The following is a 14252-nucleotide window of genomic DNA, read 5'->3' as shown; positions in this document are numbered from 1 at the left end:
GCGGGTTCAGCCCTCCAGGCAGGCGGCGAGGGTCACGATGGCGTCCGCGCTCGCCGACCAGTAGGTGCCGTCGCTCATCTCGGCGATGGCGGTGATGCGCTGCGTGTCGGCGAGACGGATCCGGGTCGAGACCTGCGCCCGGCCGGCGCCCGGCCGCAGATGCACCGTGACCACGTTCGGCTGCGGGTTCTTCTCGTTGAACACGCCGATGCGGCGCACATGGTCCTCGGAGGTCATCGGGCTCTCGACGCTCACAGAGAGCGGCACCGTGTTGCCGTTCTCCACCAGCGGCGGCAGGTCCAGCGTCACCCGTCCCGGCCGGATCGGGTTGTCGCCCGCGAAACGCCTGATCGCGGATTCGGTGGTCTCGGTGCGCGGCAACGTCGCCGCCTTGGCGGGGCGCAGGGCCACCGCCAGGGTGGCTCCCGCCGCCCCGGCGAGCACCCGGCGCCGGTCCACCGCGTTCCGTCCGCTCCGCGTGCTCATCGGCTCTCCTCGCGCAGGGTCGCCAGGAAGGCGACGATATCCTCGATCTCGCCCGCGCCGAGGATCGGGCACCCCTGCCACGCCTTGCCCACGCGGGCGAGCCCCGCGAGGCTGTAATAGGATGGCATGATCGTGTCGGGGTTCAACGCCCGCCCGTCCACCAGCCGCAGGCGCAGCTGCGCCGGGCTGCGGCGCGCGCCGACCCCCGCGAGGTCGGGGGCGAGGTTGCCCTGGAAGCGCTCCTCCGGGAAGGGCCCGGCATGGCAGAGCAGGCAGAGCCCCCGGGTCCGGTCCGCGACGATGGCCCGCCCCCGGACGGGATCGCCCGGCGCGCCGGTCAGGGATTCGGGGATCGCGTCGCCGACGACGGTGTAGGGCACCATGCCGTCCCCGGCCCGCGTCGGCGCGGCGGCGAACCCCAGCAGCGCCGCGAGGAGGCGCGCGGCCCGCTCACACCGCCTCACCCGAACACGTCCCGGGTGATCGTCCGGTACCAGCTCTCGCCATAGGCCGCCTCCTGCGCCTGGACGTCCTCCGGCGCGTCGAGGGGGCTGATGCCGCCGGCGCCGGGCACGTCCGCGAGGAGGCCGTCGGCCGGGTGGAAGACGCCCGCGATGGAGATACCGTGGCCCGGCGCGACGAGGCTCCAGCAGGTGTTGATGAGCTTCGGGCTCTCGGGCTCCCGCCCGGCTAGCAGGTCGATCACCGCCTGGGCGCAGACCTTGCCCTGCGAATTCGCGGAGAAGGCGGATTTCGGCATTGCCCCGGCGATGGCCGCGTCGCCGATCACGTGGATGCCCGGCACGAGGCGCGATTCGAAGGTCACGGGGTCGATCGGGCACCAGCCGCTGCGGTCGGCGCAGCCGGCCTGCGCCGCGATGCGCCCGGCCCGCTGGGGCGGGATGATGCAGGCCACATCCGCCTTGTACTCGGCGAAGTCGGTGCGCACGACCATCCCCGCCGGATCCACCTCCGTCACCGCGCCACCTGCGGCGAGGGGCACGTACTCGATCACGTCCGGGTAGAGCTTTGCCCAGGCCGCCTCGAACAGCTTCTGCTTCGAGAACGTGTCCTTGGCGTCGAGCAGGACGAGCTTCGCCCGTGGCTTCCGCGTCTTGAGGAGGTGGGCGATCAGGCTCGCGCGCTCGTAGGGGCCGGGCGGGCAGCGATAGGGGTTGGCGGGCGCCGAGAGCACCACCGTGCCGCCCTCCGGCATGGCGTCGAGCTGGCGGGCGAGGCGCAACGTCTGCTCCCCGGCCTTCCAGGCATGGGGCATCGCCTCGGCGGCCTTCGCGTCGTAGCCGGGTATGGCGTCGAAGCGCAGGTCGATGCCCGGCGAGAGGATCAGGCGGTCGTAGGGTAGCGCCGTCCCGTCGCCGAGGCTCACGCGGCGGGCGGTGGCATCGATTCCCGTCGCGGTGGCGCGGACGAACCGGAGCCCGGCCCGGCCGAGGGACTCGTAGCCGAAGGTCTGGGCGTCGATCCCGCGCAGGCCCACGACGACCGCGTTGCTGCCGGTGCAGGCGATGTAGCGTTCGGACGCCTCGACCAGGGTGACGTCGACGCCCCCGGCGGCGAGGCCGCGCGCCGCCGTGGCGCCGCCGAACCCGGCGCCGATCACCACGACGCGCGGGGGCGTGCCGCCGAGCGCCGGGCGCGCCAGCACGCTCGCGGCGGCGGCGCCGATCACCGCGCGGCGTGTCGGCTTAGGCGAACCCTCGCGCCTCATCGGGGCGCCTGCGCCGCGAACCAGGCGGCGATGGCCTGGGATTCCCCCGCGTCGAACCCCTTGGCGATGCGGTTCATGATCGTCGCCGGGCGGGTGCCGCTGCGGAAGGCGTCGAGGGCGCCGGCGATCTCGGCTTCCGGCCGCCCCGCCAGCACGCCCATCGCCGAACCCTCGGCATGGCAGCCGGTGCAGGACGAGGCGCCCGGCGGCGGGCGCGTCTCGACGGCGCCCGCGCCCGTGGTGAGGACGGCGAGGAGCGCGAGCCCCGGCAGCGGCGCCCTCATGCCCGGCGCAGGTCCGTGTCCTTCAGGGGAAGGTGGCGGACCCGCTTGCCCGTGGCCGCGAAGACGGCGTTCAGCACGGCCGGCGCCGCCACGGCGATGGTCGGCTCGCCGACGCCGCCCCAGAACCCGCCAGAGGGCATCAGGATGGCCTCGACCGCCGGCATCGCGTCCATCTTCATGACGGGATAGCTGTCGAAGTTCGTCTGCTCGATCCGCCCGTCCTTCACGGTGCAGGCGCCGTAGAGGGCCGCCGACAGGCCGTAGACGAAGGAGCCCGCCACCTGCGCATCGATTTGCTGCGGGTTGACCGCGTGGCCGGGATCGGTGGCCGCCACGATGCGGTGGATCTTCAGCTCGCCCTGGTCGGAGACCGAGACCTCGGCCGCACCGGCCACGTAGCTGCCGAACCCCATCGTCTGGCAAAGGCCGCGGAAGACGCCCTCCGGCGGCTTGCTGTCCCAGCCGATCCGCTCGGCCACCGCCTGCAGCACGGCCCGGTGCTTCGGGTGTTTGTCCATCAGCTTCAGCCGGAAGGCGAGGGGATCCTGGCCGGTGGCATGGGCCAGCTCGTCCATGAAGCATTCGAGGTAGATGGCGTTCGGGTTCAGGTTCACGCCCCGCCAGAAGCCCGGCAGGATGTGCGGGTTGCGCATGGCGTGGTCGATCAGGAGGTTCGGGATCGTGTAGCCGATCGCCGCCTCGGGCCCGCCGGGGTTGAGCCCCTGGAAGGTGACGGGATCGCGGCCCTCCACCATGCGCTGGGGGGCGACGGAGGCCAGGATCGACTGGCCGGAGATGCGCATGTGCAGCCCGGTCAGGGTGCCGTCCGCGTCGAGGGCGGCGCGCATCCGGCACTGCGTGACCGGGTGGTACCGGCCATGCGTCATGTCCTCCTCGCGGGTCCAGATCAGCTTGACCGGCGTGCCCGGCATCTCCTTGGCGATCAGCACGGCCTGGCGCACCCAATCGTGCGTGGCGCCGCGCCGGCCGAAGCCGCCGCCGAGATGGATCTTGTAGACCTCGCAGGACGTGGCCGGCAGGCCGGCGGCGTCGGCGGTGGCGGCCAGCGCCGCCTCGCCGTTCTGCGTCGGCGTCCAGACCTCGCAGCGCTCCGGCGTCCAGAGCGCGGTGGCGTTCATCGGCTCCATCGTGGCGTGGTTCTGGAACGGCACGCCGTAGACGGCCTCCACCACCTTGGCGGCGCCCTTCAGCGCGCCTGCCACGTCGCCGGCCTTGTTGCCGACGAAGGCCTCATCGGCGTCGAGCCCGTCGCGCAGGGTCGCCGCGATGGTCTCGCTGGACACCGCCGCGTTCGGCCCCTCGTCCCAGACGATCTGCAGGGCGTCGAGGGCGGTCTTGGCCCGCCAGAACGTGTCGGCCACCACGGCGACGGCGCTGTCGCCGACCGGGATCACCCGCTTCACGCCGGGCATGCCCGCCACCGAGGCCGCATCGAAGCTCTTCACGGTGCCGCCGGTGACGGGGCAATCGCGGATCGCGGCGTTGAGGAGGCCGGGAAGCTTCAGGTCGAGGCCGTAGACCTGGCTGCCGTCGAGCTTGGGCAGGGTGTCGAGCCGCTTCAGCGGCTTGCCGGCGATGGTCCAGTCCTTCGGGTCCTTGAGCACCACGTCCTGGGGCGGGGCGATCTTCGCCGCCTCGGCGCTGACCGCGCCGAAGGTGGTGCTGCGGCCGGACGGGCCGTGGGTGATCACCCCGCGCTCCACCCGGCACTCGGCTTCCGGCACCCCCCAGCCCTTCGCGGCGGCGGCGACGAGCATCATCCGGGCGGCGGCACCGCCCTTGCGCACGTACTCATGGGAATCGCGCACGCCCCGGCTGCCGCCGGTGGAATAGTCGCCCCAGACGCGCTTGCGGGCGAGGTTCTGGCCCGGGCTCGGATATTCGGTGGTGACGCGGGCCCAATCGCAGCCGAGTTCCTCCGCGACGAGCTGGGCGAGGCCGGTGAGGGTGCCCTGGCCCATCTCCGAGCGGGCGATGCGGATCACCACGGTCTCGTCGGGCTTCACCACGACCCAGGCGTTCACCTCCGGGGCCAGGGGCGCCCCGTCGAGGGTCGCGGCCGTGGCCTTGAACGGGATGTGGAAGCCGAGGGTGAACAGGCCGGCACCGGCCAGCATCGCGCGGCGGGAGGGGCGGGGGGCCTTCTGATGGACGCTCATGCGGAAACCCCTCAACCGGACTGGCCGCGCTCGGCGGCGAGCTTGATGCCCGCCAGCACGCGGTTGTAGGTGCCGCAGCGGCAGATGTTGGTGATCTCCTGGCGGATCTGCTCCTCGCTCGGGTGCGGCGTCTGCGCCAGCAGGGCCGCCGAGGCCATGATCATGCCCGGCTGGCAGAAGCCGCATTGCGGCACGTCGAGTTCGGCCCAGGCCTGCTGCACCGGATGGGCGGCGCCCGCCGCCAGCCCCTCGATCGTCACGATCTTCTGCCCCGGCTCTACCGCCGAGAGGGGCATCGAGCAGGAGCGCACCGCCGCCCCGTCGATATGCACGGTGCAGGCACCGCACTGGGCGATGCCGCAGCCATACTTGGTGCCGGTCAATCCGATCTGCTCGCGGATCACCCAGAGGAGCGGCGTGTCGGGCTCGGCATCGACCTCGCGGACGACGCCGTTGACGTTCAGACGCGCCATCGGATTCTCTCTCTGGAACAGGCGTAATGTATACCGTATCCTCAGAGCAGCCTTCGCCTCAAGGGGCAAGGGCGCAAGTAACGGCATGGACACCTTGGCGGACGGGCACCGTTCCAGGGCCGAGCGTACTGGCCATGGAAGGCGCCCGCTGTCTGTCGTTGCTTAGTGGAACACGCCGAAGAACCACAGAAGCAGGATGATCGGCAGCGGTATCCCCAACAACCAAAGCAATCCACCACGCAGCATATTTGCCTCCTCGCTGTCGTTTCATCCCCCCGTGAGCTGATGCTCTGCTTGCGAGAACGCACGATGCGCGGAAAACGATGCGCGGTTTTCGCCCATCATCGCGGATCGCATCTCATGCGCCCCGATCCGCCGCGACAGGCTCCTCTTTTTCCGGGCCCGCAGAGATCATTCGTCCTTGCGGGCGAAGATCTTTGGAATGTCGGGCGGCACCCGGCCGATCTACACAGTCGCCGACGACAACAGCCTGCCAGAGCCTTCCACCGATGCGCCTTCCGAGAGTGTTCGCCGCCGCCCTTCTCACCCTCGGCGCGACGTTGGCCCAGGCCGAGACCCTGAAGGTCGGCACCGTGCCGGGCGCCTACAGCGACGCCGTCAACGCGCTGATCCCGGAGGCCAAGGCGCAGGGAATCGATATCAAGGTCGTGGAGTTCAGCGACTGGACCACGCCCAACGTCGCGCTGGATGCCGGCGACATCGACGTGAACTTCTTCCAGCACCGGCCCTTCATGGAGAACGCCTCCAAGCAGAAGGGCTACGCGTTCGACATCGTCGGCCTCGGCATCCTGCAGAATGTCGGCCTGTATTCCCTGAAGCATAAGAGCTTCGACCAGATCCCCGTGGGCGGGAAGGTCGCCATCGCCAACGATCCGGTGAACCAGGGGCGCGGCCTGCTGCTCCTGCAGAAGGCGGGGCTCGTCAAGCTGAAGGACGGCGTCGGCTTCCTCGGCACGGTCGACGACATCACCGAGAACCCGAAGAAGCTGAAGTTCACCGAGGTCGAGGGGCCGCAGCTCGTGCGGATCACCGGCGATGTCGATCTCGCGCAGGGCTACCCGCACTTCATCGTCGCCGCCGGGACCTTCGACCCGACGAGCGCGCTCATCTATTCCGGCATCGAGGACAAGCTCTTCACGGTGAGCTTCGTCACCAAGGCCGCGCGCAAGGACGATCCGGTCGTCAGGAAGTTCGTGGCGCTGTTCCAGAACTCGCATGCCGTGAAGCAGCAGATCCACAAGTCCTTCGCCGGCAGCGACAAGCTGTACGTGCTGGCGTGGCAGAAGTGACGATGGACGGCTTGGCTTTCGTCGGCCTCCACGACGCGGAGGGCTGGGCGGCCCGCGCCGCCGCCTCCCGCCCCGTCGCGGCCGCCCCGGCGCCCGCCGCGCCCCGGACGGGTGGAACCGTGCGGTTCGAGGGCGTCTCCAAGACCTACCGATCCGCCGGGGGCGAGGTCCGCGCCCTGGAGGACATCTCCCTCGCCGTCCCGGCGGGCGCGATCGTCGGCATCATCGGCCGCTCGGGGGCGGGGAAGTCGAGCCTGCTGCGCACGGTGAACCGGCTGGAGGAGCCGACCTCCGGCCGGGTGCTGATCGACGGCGCGCCCATCGCCGGGCTCGGCACGGCCGGGCTCGTGGCCCTGCGCCGCCGCATCGGCATGATCTTCCAGCACTTCAACCTGCTCTCCGCCAAGACCGTCCGGCAGAACGTGGCGCTGCCCCTGCGGGTCGCGGGGGTGGACCGGGCCGAGACCGCCCGGCGGGTGGAGGAGGCGCTGCGCCTCGTCGGGCTTGAGGGGAAGGCCGAGTCCTATCCGTCGCGCCTGTCGGGCGGGCAGAAGCAGCGGGTCGGCATCGCCCGCGCCCTGGTCAGCGACCCGGAGATCCTGCTCTGCGACGAGGCGACCTCGGCGCTGGACCCCGAGACCACCCTGTCGATCCTCGGCCTGCTGCGGGACATCAACCGGCGGCTCGGTCTCACCATCATCCTCATCACCCACGAGATGAGCGTGATCCGCGAGATCTGCTCCGAGGTCGTGGTGCTGGAAGCGGGGCGGGTCGCCGAGACCGGGCCGGTCTGGCGGGTGTTCGGCGCGCCGGAGCACCCGGCCACGCGGGCGCTGCTCGCGCCGCTCACCCGCGCCCTGCCGGAGGATCTGGCGGGGCGGGTCTCGCCGCATCCCGTGCCCGGCGCGTGGGCCCTGCTGCGGATCGCCCTCGCCGGGCGGGAGGCGCCGGACCTGTCGGCCCTGGTCGCGGCGGCGGGCGGGCCGGTGCGGCTGCTCCAGGCGGAGATCGAGCGCATCCAGGGCCACGCGGTCGGGCGGATGCTCGTCGCCGCCGAACGGCCGGAGGCGGAGGCCCGCCTGCGGGCCATCGGGCTGAACGTCGAGGGGATCGGCCATGTCGCCGCAGATGATTGACCGCCTCTGGCAGGCGGCGTTCGACACGCTGTTCATGGTCGGCGTGTCGGCCTCGGTCGCGGTGGCGGCGGGCATCCCCCTGGCGCTGTTCCTCGTCACCTCCGGGGCGGGCGGCATCTTTCCGGCACCCCGCGCGAACCGCGTGGTGGGCATCGTGGTGAACGGCTTCCGGGCCGTGCCCTTCATCGTGCTGCTCGTGGCGCTCATCCCCTTCACCCGGCTCGTGGTCGGCACCACCATCGGCGTCTGGGCGGCCATCGTGCCGCTGGCGGTGAGCGCCACGCCGTTCTTCGCGCGGATCGCGGAGGTGTCCCTGCGGGAGGTCGATCCGGGGCTGATCGAGGCGGCCCAGTCCATCGGCTGCCGCCGCCGCCACATCCTGCTCCACGTGCTGCTGCCGGAAGCCCTGCCGGGGATCGTCGGCGGCCTCACCATCACCCTCGTCTCGATGATCGGCGCCTCGGCGGTGGCCGGGGCGGTGGGGGCCGGAGGGCTCGGCGACGTCGCGATCCGCTACGGCTACCAGCGCTTCGACACCACCGTGATGACGGTGGTGATCGCCATCCTGATCGCCCTCGTCTGCCTCGTGCAGTGCGCGGGCGACAGCGCGGTGCGGAGGCTGCGCGCGCGATGAAGCCCCCCGCCAAGCAGATCCGGCTCAACGCGTTCAACATGAACTGCGTCGGCCACATCAACCACGGTCTGTGGACCCATCCGCGCGACCGCTCGCCCGAGTACAACACCCTCGCCTACTGGACAGATCAGGCGAAGCTCTTGGAGCGCGGCCTGTTCGACGGCCTGTTCATCGCCGACATCATCGGCGTCTACGACATCTACGGCGGCGGCATCGATGTGACCGCGCGGGAGGCGGTGCAGCTTCCCGTCAACGACCCGACCCTCATCGTCCCGGCCATGGCGGCGGTGACGGAGCATCTCGGCTTCGGCGTCACCGTGAACGTCTTCGCCGAGGCGCCCTACACCTTCGCCCGGCGGATCTCGACCCTCGACCACCTGACCAACGGGCGGATCGGCTGGAACGTCGTCACCGGCTATCTCGACAGCGCCCATCGCGGCCGGGGCGAGGTGCTGCCGCCCCATGACCGCCGCTACGACTACGCGGACGAGTATCTGGAAGTGCTCGGCAAGCTCTGGGAAGAAAGCTGGGACGATGCCGCCGTGCGCCGGGACAGGGAGGCGCGGGTGTTCAGCGATCCGGCGCGGATCCGCAAGATCGCCCATCGCGGGGAGTTCCTGTCGGTGGAGGGCACCCATCTCTGCGAACCTTCGCCCCAGCGCACGCCCGTCCTCTACCAGGCGGGCGCCTCCGGCCGGGGCCGGGCCTTCGCCGGGCGCCACGCGGAATGCGTGTTCATCTCCGCCCGCGACAAGGCGACGGCCCGCGACTCCGTCCGCGCCATCCGCGCCGAGGCGGCGGCCGCCGGGCGCGACCCCCAGGACGTGAAGGTGTTCCTCGGCCTCGCCGCAATCCCCGGCCGCACCCGCGCCGAGGCGGAGGACAAGCGCGACGAGTATCGCCGCTACGCCAGTTCCGAGGCGGGGCTCGCGCATTTCTCCGCCTCCACCGGCATCGACTTCGCCCGCTACGGCCTCGACGAGCCGATCCCCTACGCGCCGGGCAACGCGATCCAGTCGGCCACGGCGGCCGCCGCCCAGCGCGGCCTGACCAAGCGCGATCTCCTGGGCGAACTCGGGCTCGGCGGGCGCTACGCGGTGCTGACCGGCGATGCCGTGTCCATCGCCGACGAGCTGCAATCCTGGGTCGAGGAAGGCGAGGTCGACGGGTTCAACCTCAGCCGCATCGTCGTGCCGGAAAGCTTTTCGGACTTCATCGACATCGTGATCCCCGAATTGCAGGATCGCGGCCTCTACAAGACCGCTTACGCACCGGGCACGCTCCGCAACAAGCTCTTCGGCGCGGGCGACCGCCGCCGCCGGGTCGCCCTGGGCTGAGTGCCGGGGCGCACGCCCTGCGTCCCGACGGGCTTTGCGTGGGTAAAATTCCCACTTATACCGGAGGGCAAGCTTGAGGGCTCGGGCGACGTGATGTCGTGTCCGGGCCAAGTGGGAATTATGCCCACACAGGAGTTGGCCCGATGCGCCGCGCGATCGTTACCCTCGGTTTGCCGCGAACCGGCGCGACTTCGTTCCACGAGGTGCTGACCCGGCTGCGGCCGAGCCTCGGCGAGGTCGGGCTTTGCGCCCCGAAGCTCGCCCCGCCCGTCCTGCACGCCTCGGCCGACGTGACCCAGCACCGTCTCGCCCGCCTCGCCACGATCCTGGCCGAGACCGACGCCGACACGGTGATCGTCGCCTGCGAGGATGTTTCCGTGCAGCGGCCCGATCCCGGCGGCCCCGCGCGCCTCGCCGCTGTGTTCGGCCGGTTCGGCTTCGCCATGGAGGTGGCCCTGGTGGCGACGCCGCAGGCCGAGCGGCTGGCCTGCGCCTATGCCCAGAGGACGCAGGTCCTCGCGGAGGCGCGGACCTTCCGGGGCTTCGTCCGGCGCGAGGGCTTCTCGGATCGCTACGATCCCCTCGCCCTGCTCGACCCCTGGCGTCGCGCCGCCGGGGAGCGGATCCGAATCGTGCCGGTCCGCGACCGGCGCTCGCCCGCGCCGCTGCTCGTGCGCCTCGTCGCGGAACTGGGACTGACGGAACGGCTCGATCCGCTGCTGGCGCCCGGCGACCTGCTGGAGCGGGTCAACCGCAGGTCCGGCCCCTTCGCCGTGGAGGCGTCCCGCCGCCTGCACGCGCTGGGGCTGCATCGGCGCGCCGCCGGCCAGAGGCGGCGGCTCGGGCATCTCCTCGACAACCTCGCCTGGGCGCGGGGCCTCGATGGCGAGGCGTTTAGGGGCGAGGCGCGCGAGGCGGTCGCCGCCGTCGAGGCCTATCACGGAGAGGCGAACGAACGCCTCGCCGCCCTCGCCTGGGGACGCAGCTGGGATGCGGTCGTGGCCCGCAGCCCCGCCCTCCCGCCGAACGAGCTGGCGGGCCGGACCCTGCCGCCGGAGAGCGAGGCGGAGGTCGAGGGGCTGGTCGCGGATGTGATGGCCCATGCGGGCCATCGGGCGCCGCCCCGGTGGCTGCGGCGGGTCGATGCCATCGTCGAGGACGGGATCGAGCGCCTGACCGACCTGATCGGGCGTCCGACCTGGCGGGTGCGCTAGCGCCGGGCCGCCACGGGGCCGCCGGCCGTCGCGGCGATTTCCTGCGGGCCGCCGACGAGGGCGTCGGGGCGGCTGACCGTGCCGAGGTCGCGCTGGCTGTATTCCTTGGCGCTGTAGGGGAGGGCGGCCTCCTCGGCGGGGGGCGCGAAGTTCGTGCTGAAGACCGGGTTCTGCCCGCCGTCCTTGTAGACGAGGCGCTTGGCCGCCACGCCTGCGGCGAGCTCCGCCACGCGGCGCTCGTCGGCCGCCTGCTTGGCGGCCACGGCCGGGTCGATGACGGGGGCGCAGGGGTTGGTCGCGATCTCCGGGCCGCCGAAGCTGTAGCGCAGGCCGCAGACGCCCACCTGCGGCTCCTGGCCCGTCACCTCGAAGATGTCCGAACCCTCCTTCAGGTTCTTCCAGAACGGCATGTTCGGGTCGTTGCGGAAGGTGGCGAGGTTCTGGGCGTTCATGCGGAACGGGAGGGCCTGGAACTGGAAGCTCCGCTGCCCGCCCGCGAAGGCCTCCCGGGCCAGGGCGTAGATCTCGGAGATGGTCTGGTCGGTCATGGCGAAGCAGCCCATGGACGAGCAGGTGCCGTGGACCATCAGGTAGCTGCCCGTGCGGCCGTTGGCGCGGTCGAACTCGTTCGGGAAGCCGGTGTCGAAGGAGAGGTAGTAGGACGAGTTCGGGTTCATCTGCCCCGGCGTGATCGTGTAGAACCCCTCCACCGTCTGGCGGTCGCCCTCCTTCACCTTCGGGCCGAGCTGGCCGGACCAGCGGCAGACCGGATAGGTCTTCAGCAGCGCGTAGCGGCCGTCCGGCCCGCGCTTCCACACCTCCATCTCCGATTCCTTCTTGTAGGCGCGGATCAGGATCGGGTCGGCCGGGCTCATGCCGGCCTTGGCCATCAGCGAGAGCGTCCGGGGCGGGATCGGGTCGAGGTGGCGGGTGGAGGTCTCGTGGCAGCCGGCGAGCCCGGTCAAGCCGATCAGGAGAGCTGCCGTGGCGCGGATGCGGATCATGCCACCTCCTGTGTCCCAAGAGATTGGCCAGACCGGGGCAGCCGACGAACCCCGTGGCCCTGGTCCGAACCGCCGCCAAGCGCTACAGCGCCCGCCTCACGGTGCGGAAGGCGAGGGGGCGAGATGACGTCGGTGAACCAGCTGATCGCCGGGGAACTCGGCGTGCGGGAGGCCCAGGTCGAGGCCGCCGTCGCCCTCCTCGACGGGGGCGCGACCGTCCCCTTCATCGCCCGCTACCGGAAGGAGGCGACGGGCTCGCTGGACGATTCGCAGTTGCGCCTGCTGGAGGAACGCCTCGGCTACCTGCGCGAGCTCCGCGACCGGCGGGCGAGCGTGCTGGAGAGCATCCGCGCCCAGGGCAAGCTCACGCCGCAACTCGCCGCCGCCATCGCCGCCGCCGACACCAAGGCGCGGCTTGAGGACATCTACCTCCCCTACAAGACCAAGCGGCGGACCAAGGCGCAGATCGCCCGCGAGGCCGGTCTCGGCCCGCTGGCCGAGGCCCTGCTCGCCGACCCGACGCAGAGCCCGGCGGGCCTCGCCGCCCGCTACGTCGCCCCGGACAAGGGCGTGCCCGGCGCCGAGGCGGCGCTGGAGGGCGCGCGGCACATCCTCGTGGAGCGCTTCGCGGAGGATGCCGACCTCGTCGGGCGCCTGCGCGAGGATTTCTGGCGCGCCGGGCAGGCGGTCTCTCGCGTCCGCAAGGGCAAGGAGGCGGCGGGCGCCAAGTTCGCGGATTACTTCGATTGGAGCGAGCGGCTGGAGCGCATGCCCTCGCACCGGATCCTCGCCCTGTTCCGGGGTGAGAAGGAAGAGATCCTCGATCTCGACCTCGCCGCCGAGGGCGAGGACATGCCGGCGGGCACCCCCGGCCCGTTCGAGCGGGCGATCTGCCACCGTCACGGCGTCGCCGCCCAGGGCCGCCCCGGCGACGCGTGGCTGCTGGAGACGGTGCGCGGGGCGTGGCGCACCAAGATCCGCACCGGCATCAAGACCGACCTGCGCACCCGCCTGTTCGAGAAGGCCGAGGCCGAGGCAGTGAAGGTCTTCGCCGGCAACCTCAAGGACCTGCTGCTGGCCGCCCCGGCGGGGGGCCGCGCGACGATCGGGCTCGATCCCGGCTACCGCAACGGCGTGAAGGTCGCGGTGGTGGATGCCACCGGCAAGGTCGTAGCCGTGGAGACCACCTATCCGCACGAGCCGCAGCGCCGCTGGCGCGAGACGGTCGAAATCCTCGGCCGGCTCTGCCGCACCCACAAGGTGGACCTCGTCGCCATCGGCAACGGCACCGCCTCGCGGGAGACCGACAAGCTCGCCGCCGAGGTGCTGGCCGCCAACCCCGACCTTCGGATGACCAAGGTCATGGTCTCGGAAGCCGGCGCCTCGGTCTACTCGGCCTCCGAGATCGCGAGCCGGGAACTGCCCGATCTCGACGTCTCCCATCGCGGCGCGGTCTCCATCGCCCGCCGGTTGCAGGATCCGCTGGCCGAACTCGTGAAGATCGACCCGAAATCCATCGGCGTCGGGCAGTACCAGCACGACGTGACCGAGGCGAAACTCTCGCGCTCCCTCTCGGCGGTGGTGGAGGACGCGGTGAACGCGGTGGGCGTCGATGTGAACACCGCCTCGCCCGCCCTGCTGGCGCAGGTCTCGGGGCTCGGCGCGTCGCTCGCCGCCAACATCGTGGCCTATCGCGACGGGAACGGCCCGTTCCGCAGCCGGGTGGCGCTGAAGAAGGTGCCGGGCCTCGGGCCGAAGACCTTCGAACTCTCGGCCGGCTTCCTGCACATCCAGGGCGGCGAGAACCCGCTGGACCGGTCCGGCGTCCACCCGGAGGCCTATCCGGTGGTGCTGCGCATCCTGGAGGCCACGAAGAGCGACATCCGCGCCCTGATCGGCGACGGCGCCAAGCTCAAGGCCCTCCAGCCCGCCGCCTTCGCGGACGAGCGCTTCGGCGTGCCGACCGTGCGCGACATCATCGCCGAACTCGAAAAGCCCGGCCGCGACCCGCGCCCCGCCTTCAAGACGGCGACCTTCCAGGAAGGCGTCGAGACCCTCGGCGACCTGAAGCCCGGCATGCAGCTCGAAGGCGTGGTGACGAACGTCGCCGCCTTCGGGGCGTTCGTGGATATCGGCGTCCATCAGGACGGGCTCGTCCACATCTCGGCCATGGCGCGGCGGCGGATCTCCGCCCCCTCGGAGGTGGTGAAGGCCGGGGACGTGGTGCGCGTCCTCGTCCTGTCGGTGGACGTGCCGCGCAAGCGGATCGCCCTCTCGATGCGCCTCGACGATCCGATCGACCGCGCGGCTCCGAATGCCGGGTCCCGGCCCCCGGCCGCGCGGCCCGCACCTGCGCCCGCCCCCGCCAGCCAGCCGGACGGCGCCCTGGCCGCCGCCCTCCGGCGGGCGACGACCCGGCCCGGCCGCTAGCGCCTGCTTGACAGGCCCGGCCGCGCGGGCCCTCC

The 14252-nt window shown here is 71.8% G+C and carries 13 protein-coding genes; 6 read left to right on the top strand and 7 right to left on the bottom strand.

The features are described 5' to 3' along the window. Nucleotides 1-6: 6 nt before the first annotated feature. From AAHF99_RS18085 to AAHF99_RS18060, 6 genes are read right to left on the bottom strand one after another with little or no spacing between them, the layout of a single operon-like run. Nucleotides 7-486 carry a SoxY-related AACIE arm protein gene (locus AAHF99_RS18085; protein ID WP_342165897.1) on the bottom strand — a complete coding sequence of 160 codons (480 nt, stop codon included), beginning with the start codon at nucleotides 484-486 and terminating at the stop codon, nucleotides 7-9. After that, nucleotides 483-950 carry a sulfur oxidation c-type cytochrome SoxX gene (gene soxX / locus AAHF99_RS18080; RefSeq protein ID WP_412759911.1) on the bottom strand — a complete coding sequence of 156 codons (468 nt, stop codon included), beginning with the start codon at nucleotides 948-950 and terminating at the stop codon, nucleotides 483-485. Before soxX ends, AAHF99_RS18085 begins: the two co-directional genes overlap by 4 nt. After that, nucleotides 947-2215: an NAD(P)/FAD-dependent oxidoreductase gene (locus AAHF99_RS18075; RefSeq protein WP_342165896.1), complete on the bottom strand. Its 1269-nt coding sequence runs from the start codon at nucleotides 2213-2215 to the stop codon at nucleotides 947-949. Before AAHF99_RS18075 ends, soxX begins: the two co-directional genes overlap by 4 nt. Further along, complete coding sequence (locus AAHF99_RS18070) at nucleotides 2212-2499, bottom strand: c-type cytochrome (protein ID WP_342165895.1); 288 nt, start codon at nucleotides 2497-2499, stop codon at nucleotides 2212-2214. The genes AAHF99_RS18075 and AAHF99_RS18070 overlap by 4 nt, the downstream gene beginning before the upstream one ends. After that, nucleotides 2496-4679, bottom strand: a complete 2184-nt coding sequence (locus AAHF99_RS18065; protein ID WP_342165894.1) for a xanthine dehydrogenase family protein molybdopterin-binding subunit — start codon at nucleotides 4677-4679, stop codon at nucleotides 2496-2498. The genes AAHF99_RS18070 and AAHF99_RS18065 overlap by 4 nt, the downstream gene beginning before the upstream one ends. Before the next feature lie 11 nt (nucleotides 4680-4690). After that, nucleotides 4691-5152: a (2Fe-2S)-binding protein gene (locus tag AAHF99_RS18060; RefSeq protein ID WP_342165893.1), complete on the bottom strand. Its 462-nt coding sequence runs from the start codon at nucleotides 5150-5152 to the stop codon at nucleotides 4691-4693. Nucleotides 5153-5661: 509 nt separating this feature from the next. On the opposite strand from AAHF99_RS18060, the gene AAHF99_RS18055 reads away from it, so the two are divergent. The 5 genes from AAHF99_RS18055 to AAHF99_RS18035 all read left to right on the top strand — a co-directional run bounded on the left by AAHF99_RS18055 (nucleotide 5662) and on the right by AAHF99_RS18035 (nucleotide 10783). Next, nucleotides 5662-6462 carry a MetQ/NlpA family ABC transporter substrate-binding protein gene (locus tag AAHF99_RS18055; protein ID WP_342165892.1) on the top strand — a complete coding sequence of 267 codons (801 nt, stop codon included), beginning with the start codon at nucleotides 5662-5664 and terminating at the stop codon, nucleotides 6460-6462. Between the two features lie 2 nt (nucleotides 6463-6464). Next, nucleotides 6465-7598 carry a methionine ABC transporter ATP-binding protein gene (locus tag AAHF99_RS18050; protein ID WP_342165891.1) on the top strand — a complete coding sequence of 378 codons (1134 nt, stop codon included), beginning with the start codon at nucleotides 6465-6467 and terminating at the stop codon, nucleotides 7596-7598. Continuing rightward, a complete protein-coding gene (locus AAHF99_RS18045; RefSeq protein WP_342165890.1) occupies nucleotides 7579-8232 on the top strand; it encodes a methionine ABC transporter permease in 654 nt (217 codons plus the stop codon). The genes AAHF99_RS18050 and AAHF99_RS18045 overlap by 20 nt, the downstream gene beginning before the upstream one ends. Beyond that, a complete protein-coding gene (locus AAHF99_RS18040) occupies nucleotides 8229-9569 on the top strand; it encodes an LLM class flavin-dependent oxidoreductase (protein WP_342165889.1) in 1341 nt (446 codons plus the stop codon). The genes AAHF99_RS18045 and AAHF99_RS18040 overlap by 4 nt, the downstream gene beginning before the upstream one ends. A 143-nt stretch (nucleotides 9570-9712) precedes the next feature. Then, on the top strand, nucleotides 9713-10783 hold the full coding sequence (locus AAHF99_RS18035; RefSeq protein WP_342165888.1) for a hypothetical protein: 1071 nt from the start codon (nucleotides 9713-9715) through the stop codon (nucleotides 10781-10783). Here AAHF99_RS18035 and AAHF99_RS18030 read toward each other — a convergent pair. Next, nucleotides 10780-11787 carry a L,D-transpeptidase family protein gene (locus AAHF99_RS18030; RefSeq protein ID WP_412759910.1) on the bottom strand — a complete coding sequence of 336 codons (1008 nt, stop codon included), beginning with the start codon at nucleotides 11785-11787 and terminating at the stop codon, nucleotides 10780-10782. The two genes, AAHF99_RS18035 and AAHF99_RS18030, sit on opposite strands and share 4 nt — an antisense overlap. 123 nt (nucleotides 11788-11910) lie before the next feature. On the opposite strand from AAHF99_RS18030, the gene AAHF99_RS18025 reads away from it, so the two are divergent. Next, the gene (locus tag AAHF99_RS18025; protein ID WP_342165887.1) at nucleotides 11911-14217 is read left to right on the top strand and encodes a Tex family protein; all 2307 of its coding nucleotides are present in this window, start codon (nucleotides 11911-11913) and stop codon (nucleotides 14215-14217) included. Nucleotides 14218-14252 lie beyond the last annotated feature (35 nt).

The sequence above is a fragment of the Methylobacterium litchii genome, assembly GCF_038442315.1.
Taxonomy (GTDB): Bacteria; Pseudomonadota; Alphaproteobacteria; order Rhizobiales; family Beijerinckiaceae; genus Methylobacterium; species Methylobacterium litchii.
The sequence above is the reverse complement of the archived record's forward strand: the minus strand, read 5'-3'. Positions and strand labels throughout refer to the sequence as shown.

Excerpts from the sequence above, each read along its gene's own strand:
- AAHF99_RS18055 (WP_342165892.1), top strand. The coding sequence starts at position 5,662 with ATGCGCCTTCCGAGAGTGTTCGCCGCCGCCCTTCTCACCCTCGGCGCG.
- AAHF99_RS18070 (WP_342165895.1), bottom strand. The coding sequence starts at position 2,499 with ATGAGGGCGCCGCTGCCGGGGCTCGCGCTCCTCGCCGTCCTCACCACG.
- AAHF99_RS18050 (WP_342165891.1), top strand. The coding sequence starts at position 6,465 with ATGGACGGCTTGGCTTTCGTCGGCCTCCACGACGCGGAGGGCTGGGCG.
- AAHF99_RS18030 (WP_412759910.1), bottom strand. The coding sequence starts at position 11,787 with ATGATCCGCATCCGCGCCACGGCAGCTCTCCTGATCGGCTTGACCGGG.
- AAHF99_RS18060 (WP_342165893.1), bottom strand. The coding sequence starts at position 5,152 with ATGGCGCGTCTGAACGTCAACGGCGTCGTCCGCGAGGTCGATGCCGAG.
- AAHF99_RS18085 (WP_342165897.1), bottom strand. The coding sequence starts at position 486 with ATGAGCACGCGGAGCGGACGGAACGCGGTGGACCGGCGCCGGGTGCTC.
- AAHF99_RS18045 (WP_342165890.1), top strand. The coding sequence starts at position 7,579 with ATGTCGCCGCAGATGATTGACCGCCTCTGGCAGGCGGCGTTCGACACG.
- AAHF99_RS18025 (WP_342165887.1), top strand. The coding sequence starts at position 11,911 with ATGACGTCGGTGAACCAGCTGATCGCCGGGGAACTCGGCGTGCGGGAG.
- AAHF99_RS18040 (WP_342165889.1), top strand. The coding sequence starts at position 8,229 with ATGAAGCCCCCCGCCAAGCAGATCCGGCTCAACGCGTTCAACATGAAC.
- AAHF99_RS18035 (WP_342165888.1), top strand. The coding sequence starts at position 9,713 with ATGCGCCGCGCGATCGTTACCCTCGGTTTGCCGCGAACCGGCGCGACT.
- AAHF99_RS18075 (WP_342165896.1), bottom strand. The coding sequence starts at position 2,215 with ATGAGGCGCGAGGGTTCGCCTAAGCCGACACGCCGCGCGGTGATCGGC.
- AAHF99_RS18065 (WP_342165894.1), bottom strand. The coding sequence starts at position 4,679 with ATGAGCGTCCATCAGAAGGCCCCCCGCCCCTCCCGCCGCGCGATGCTG.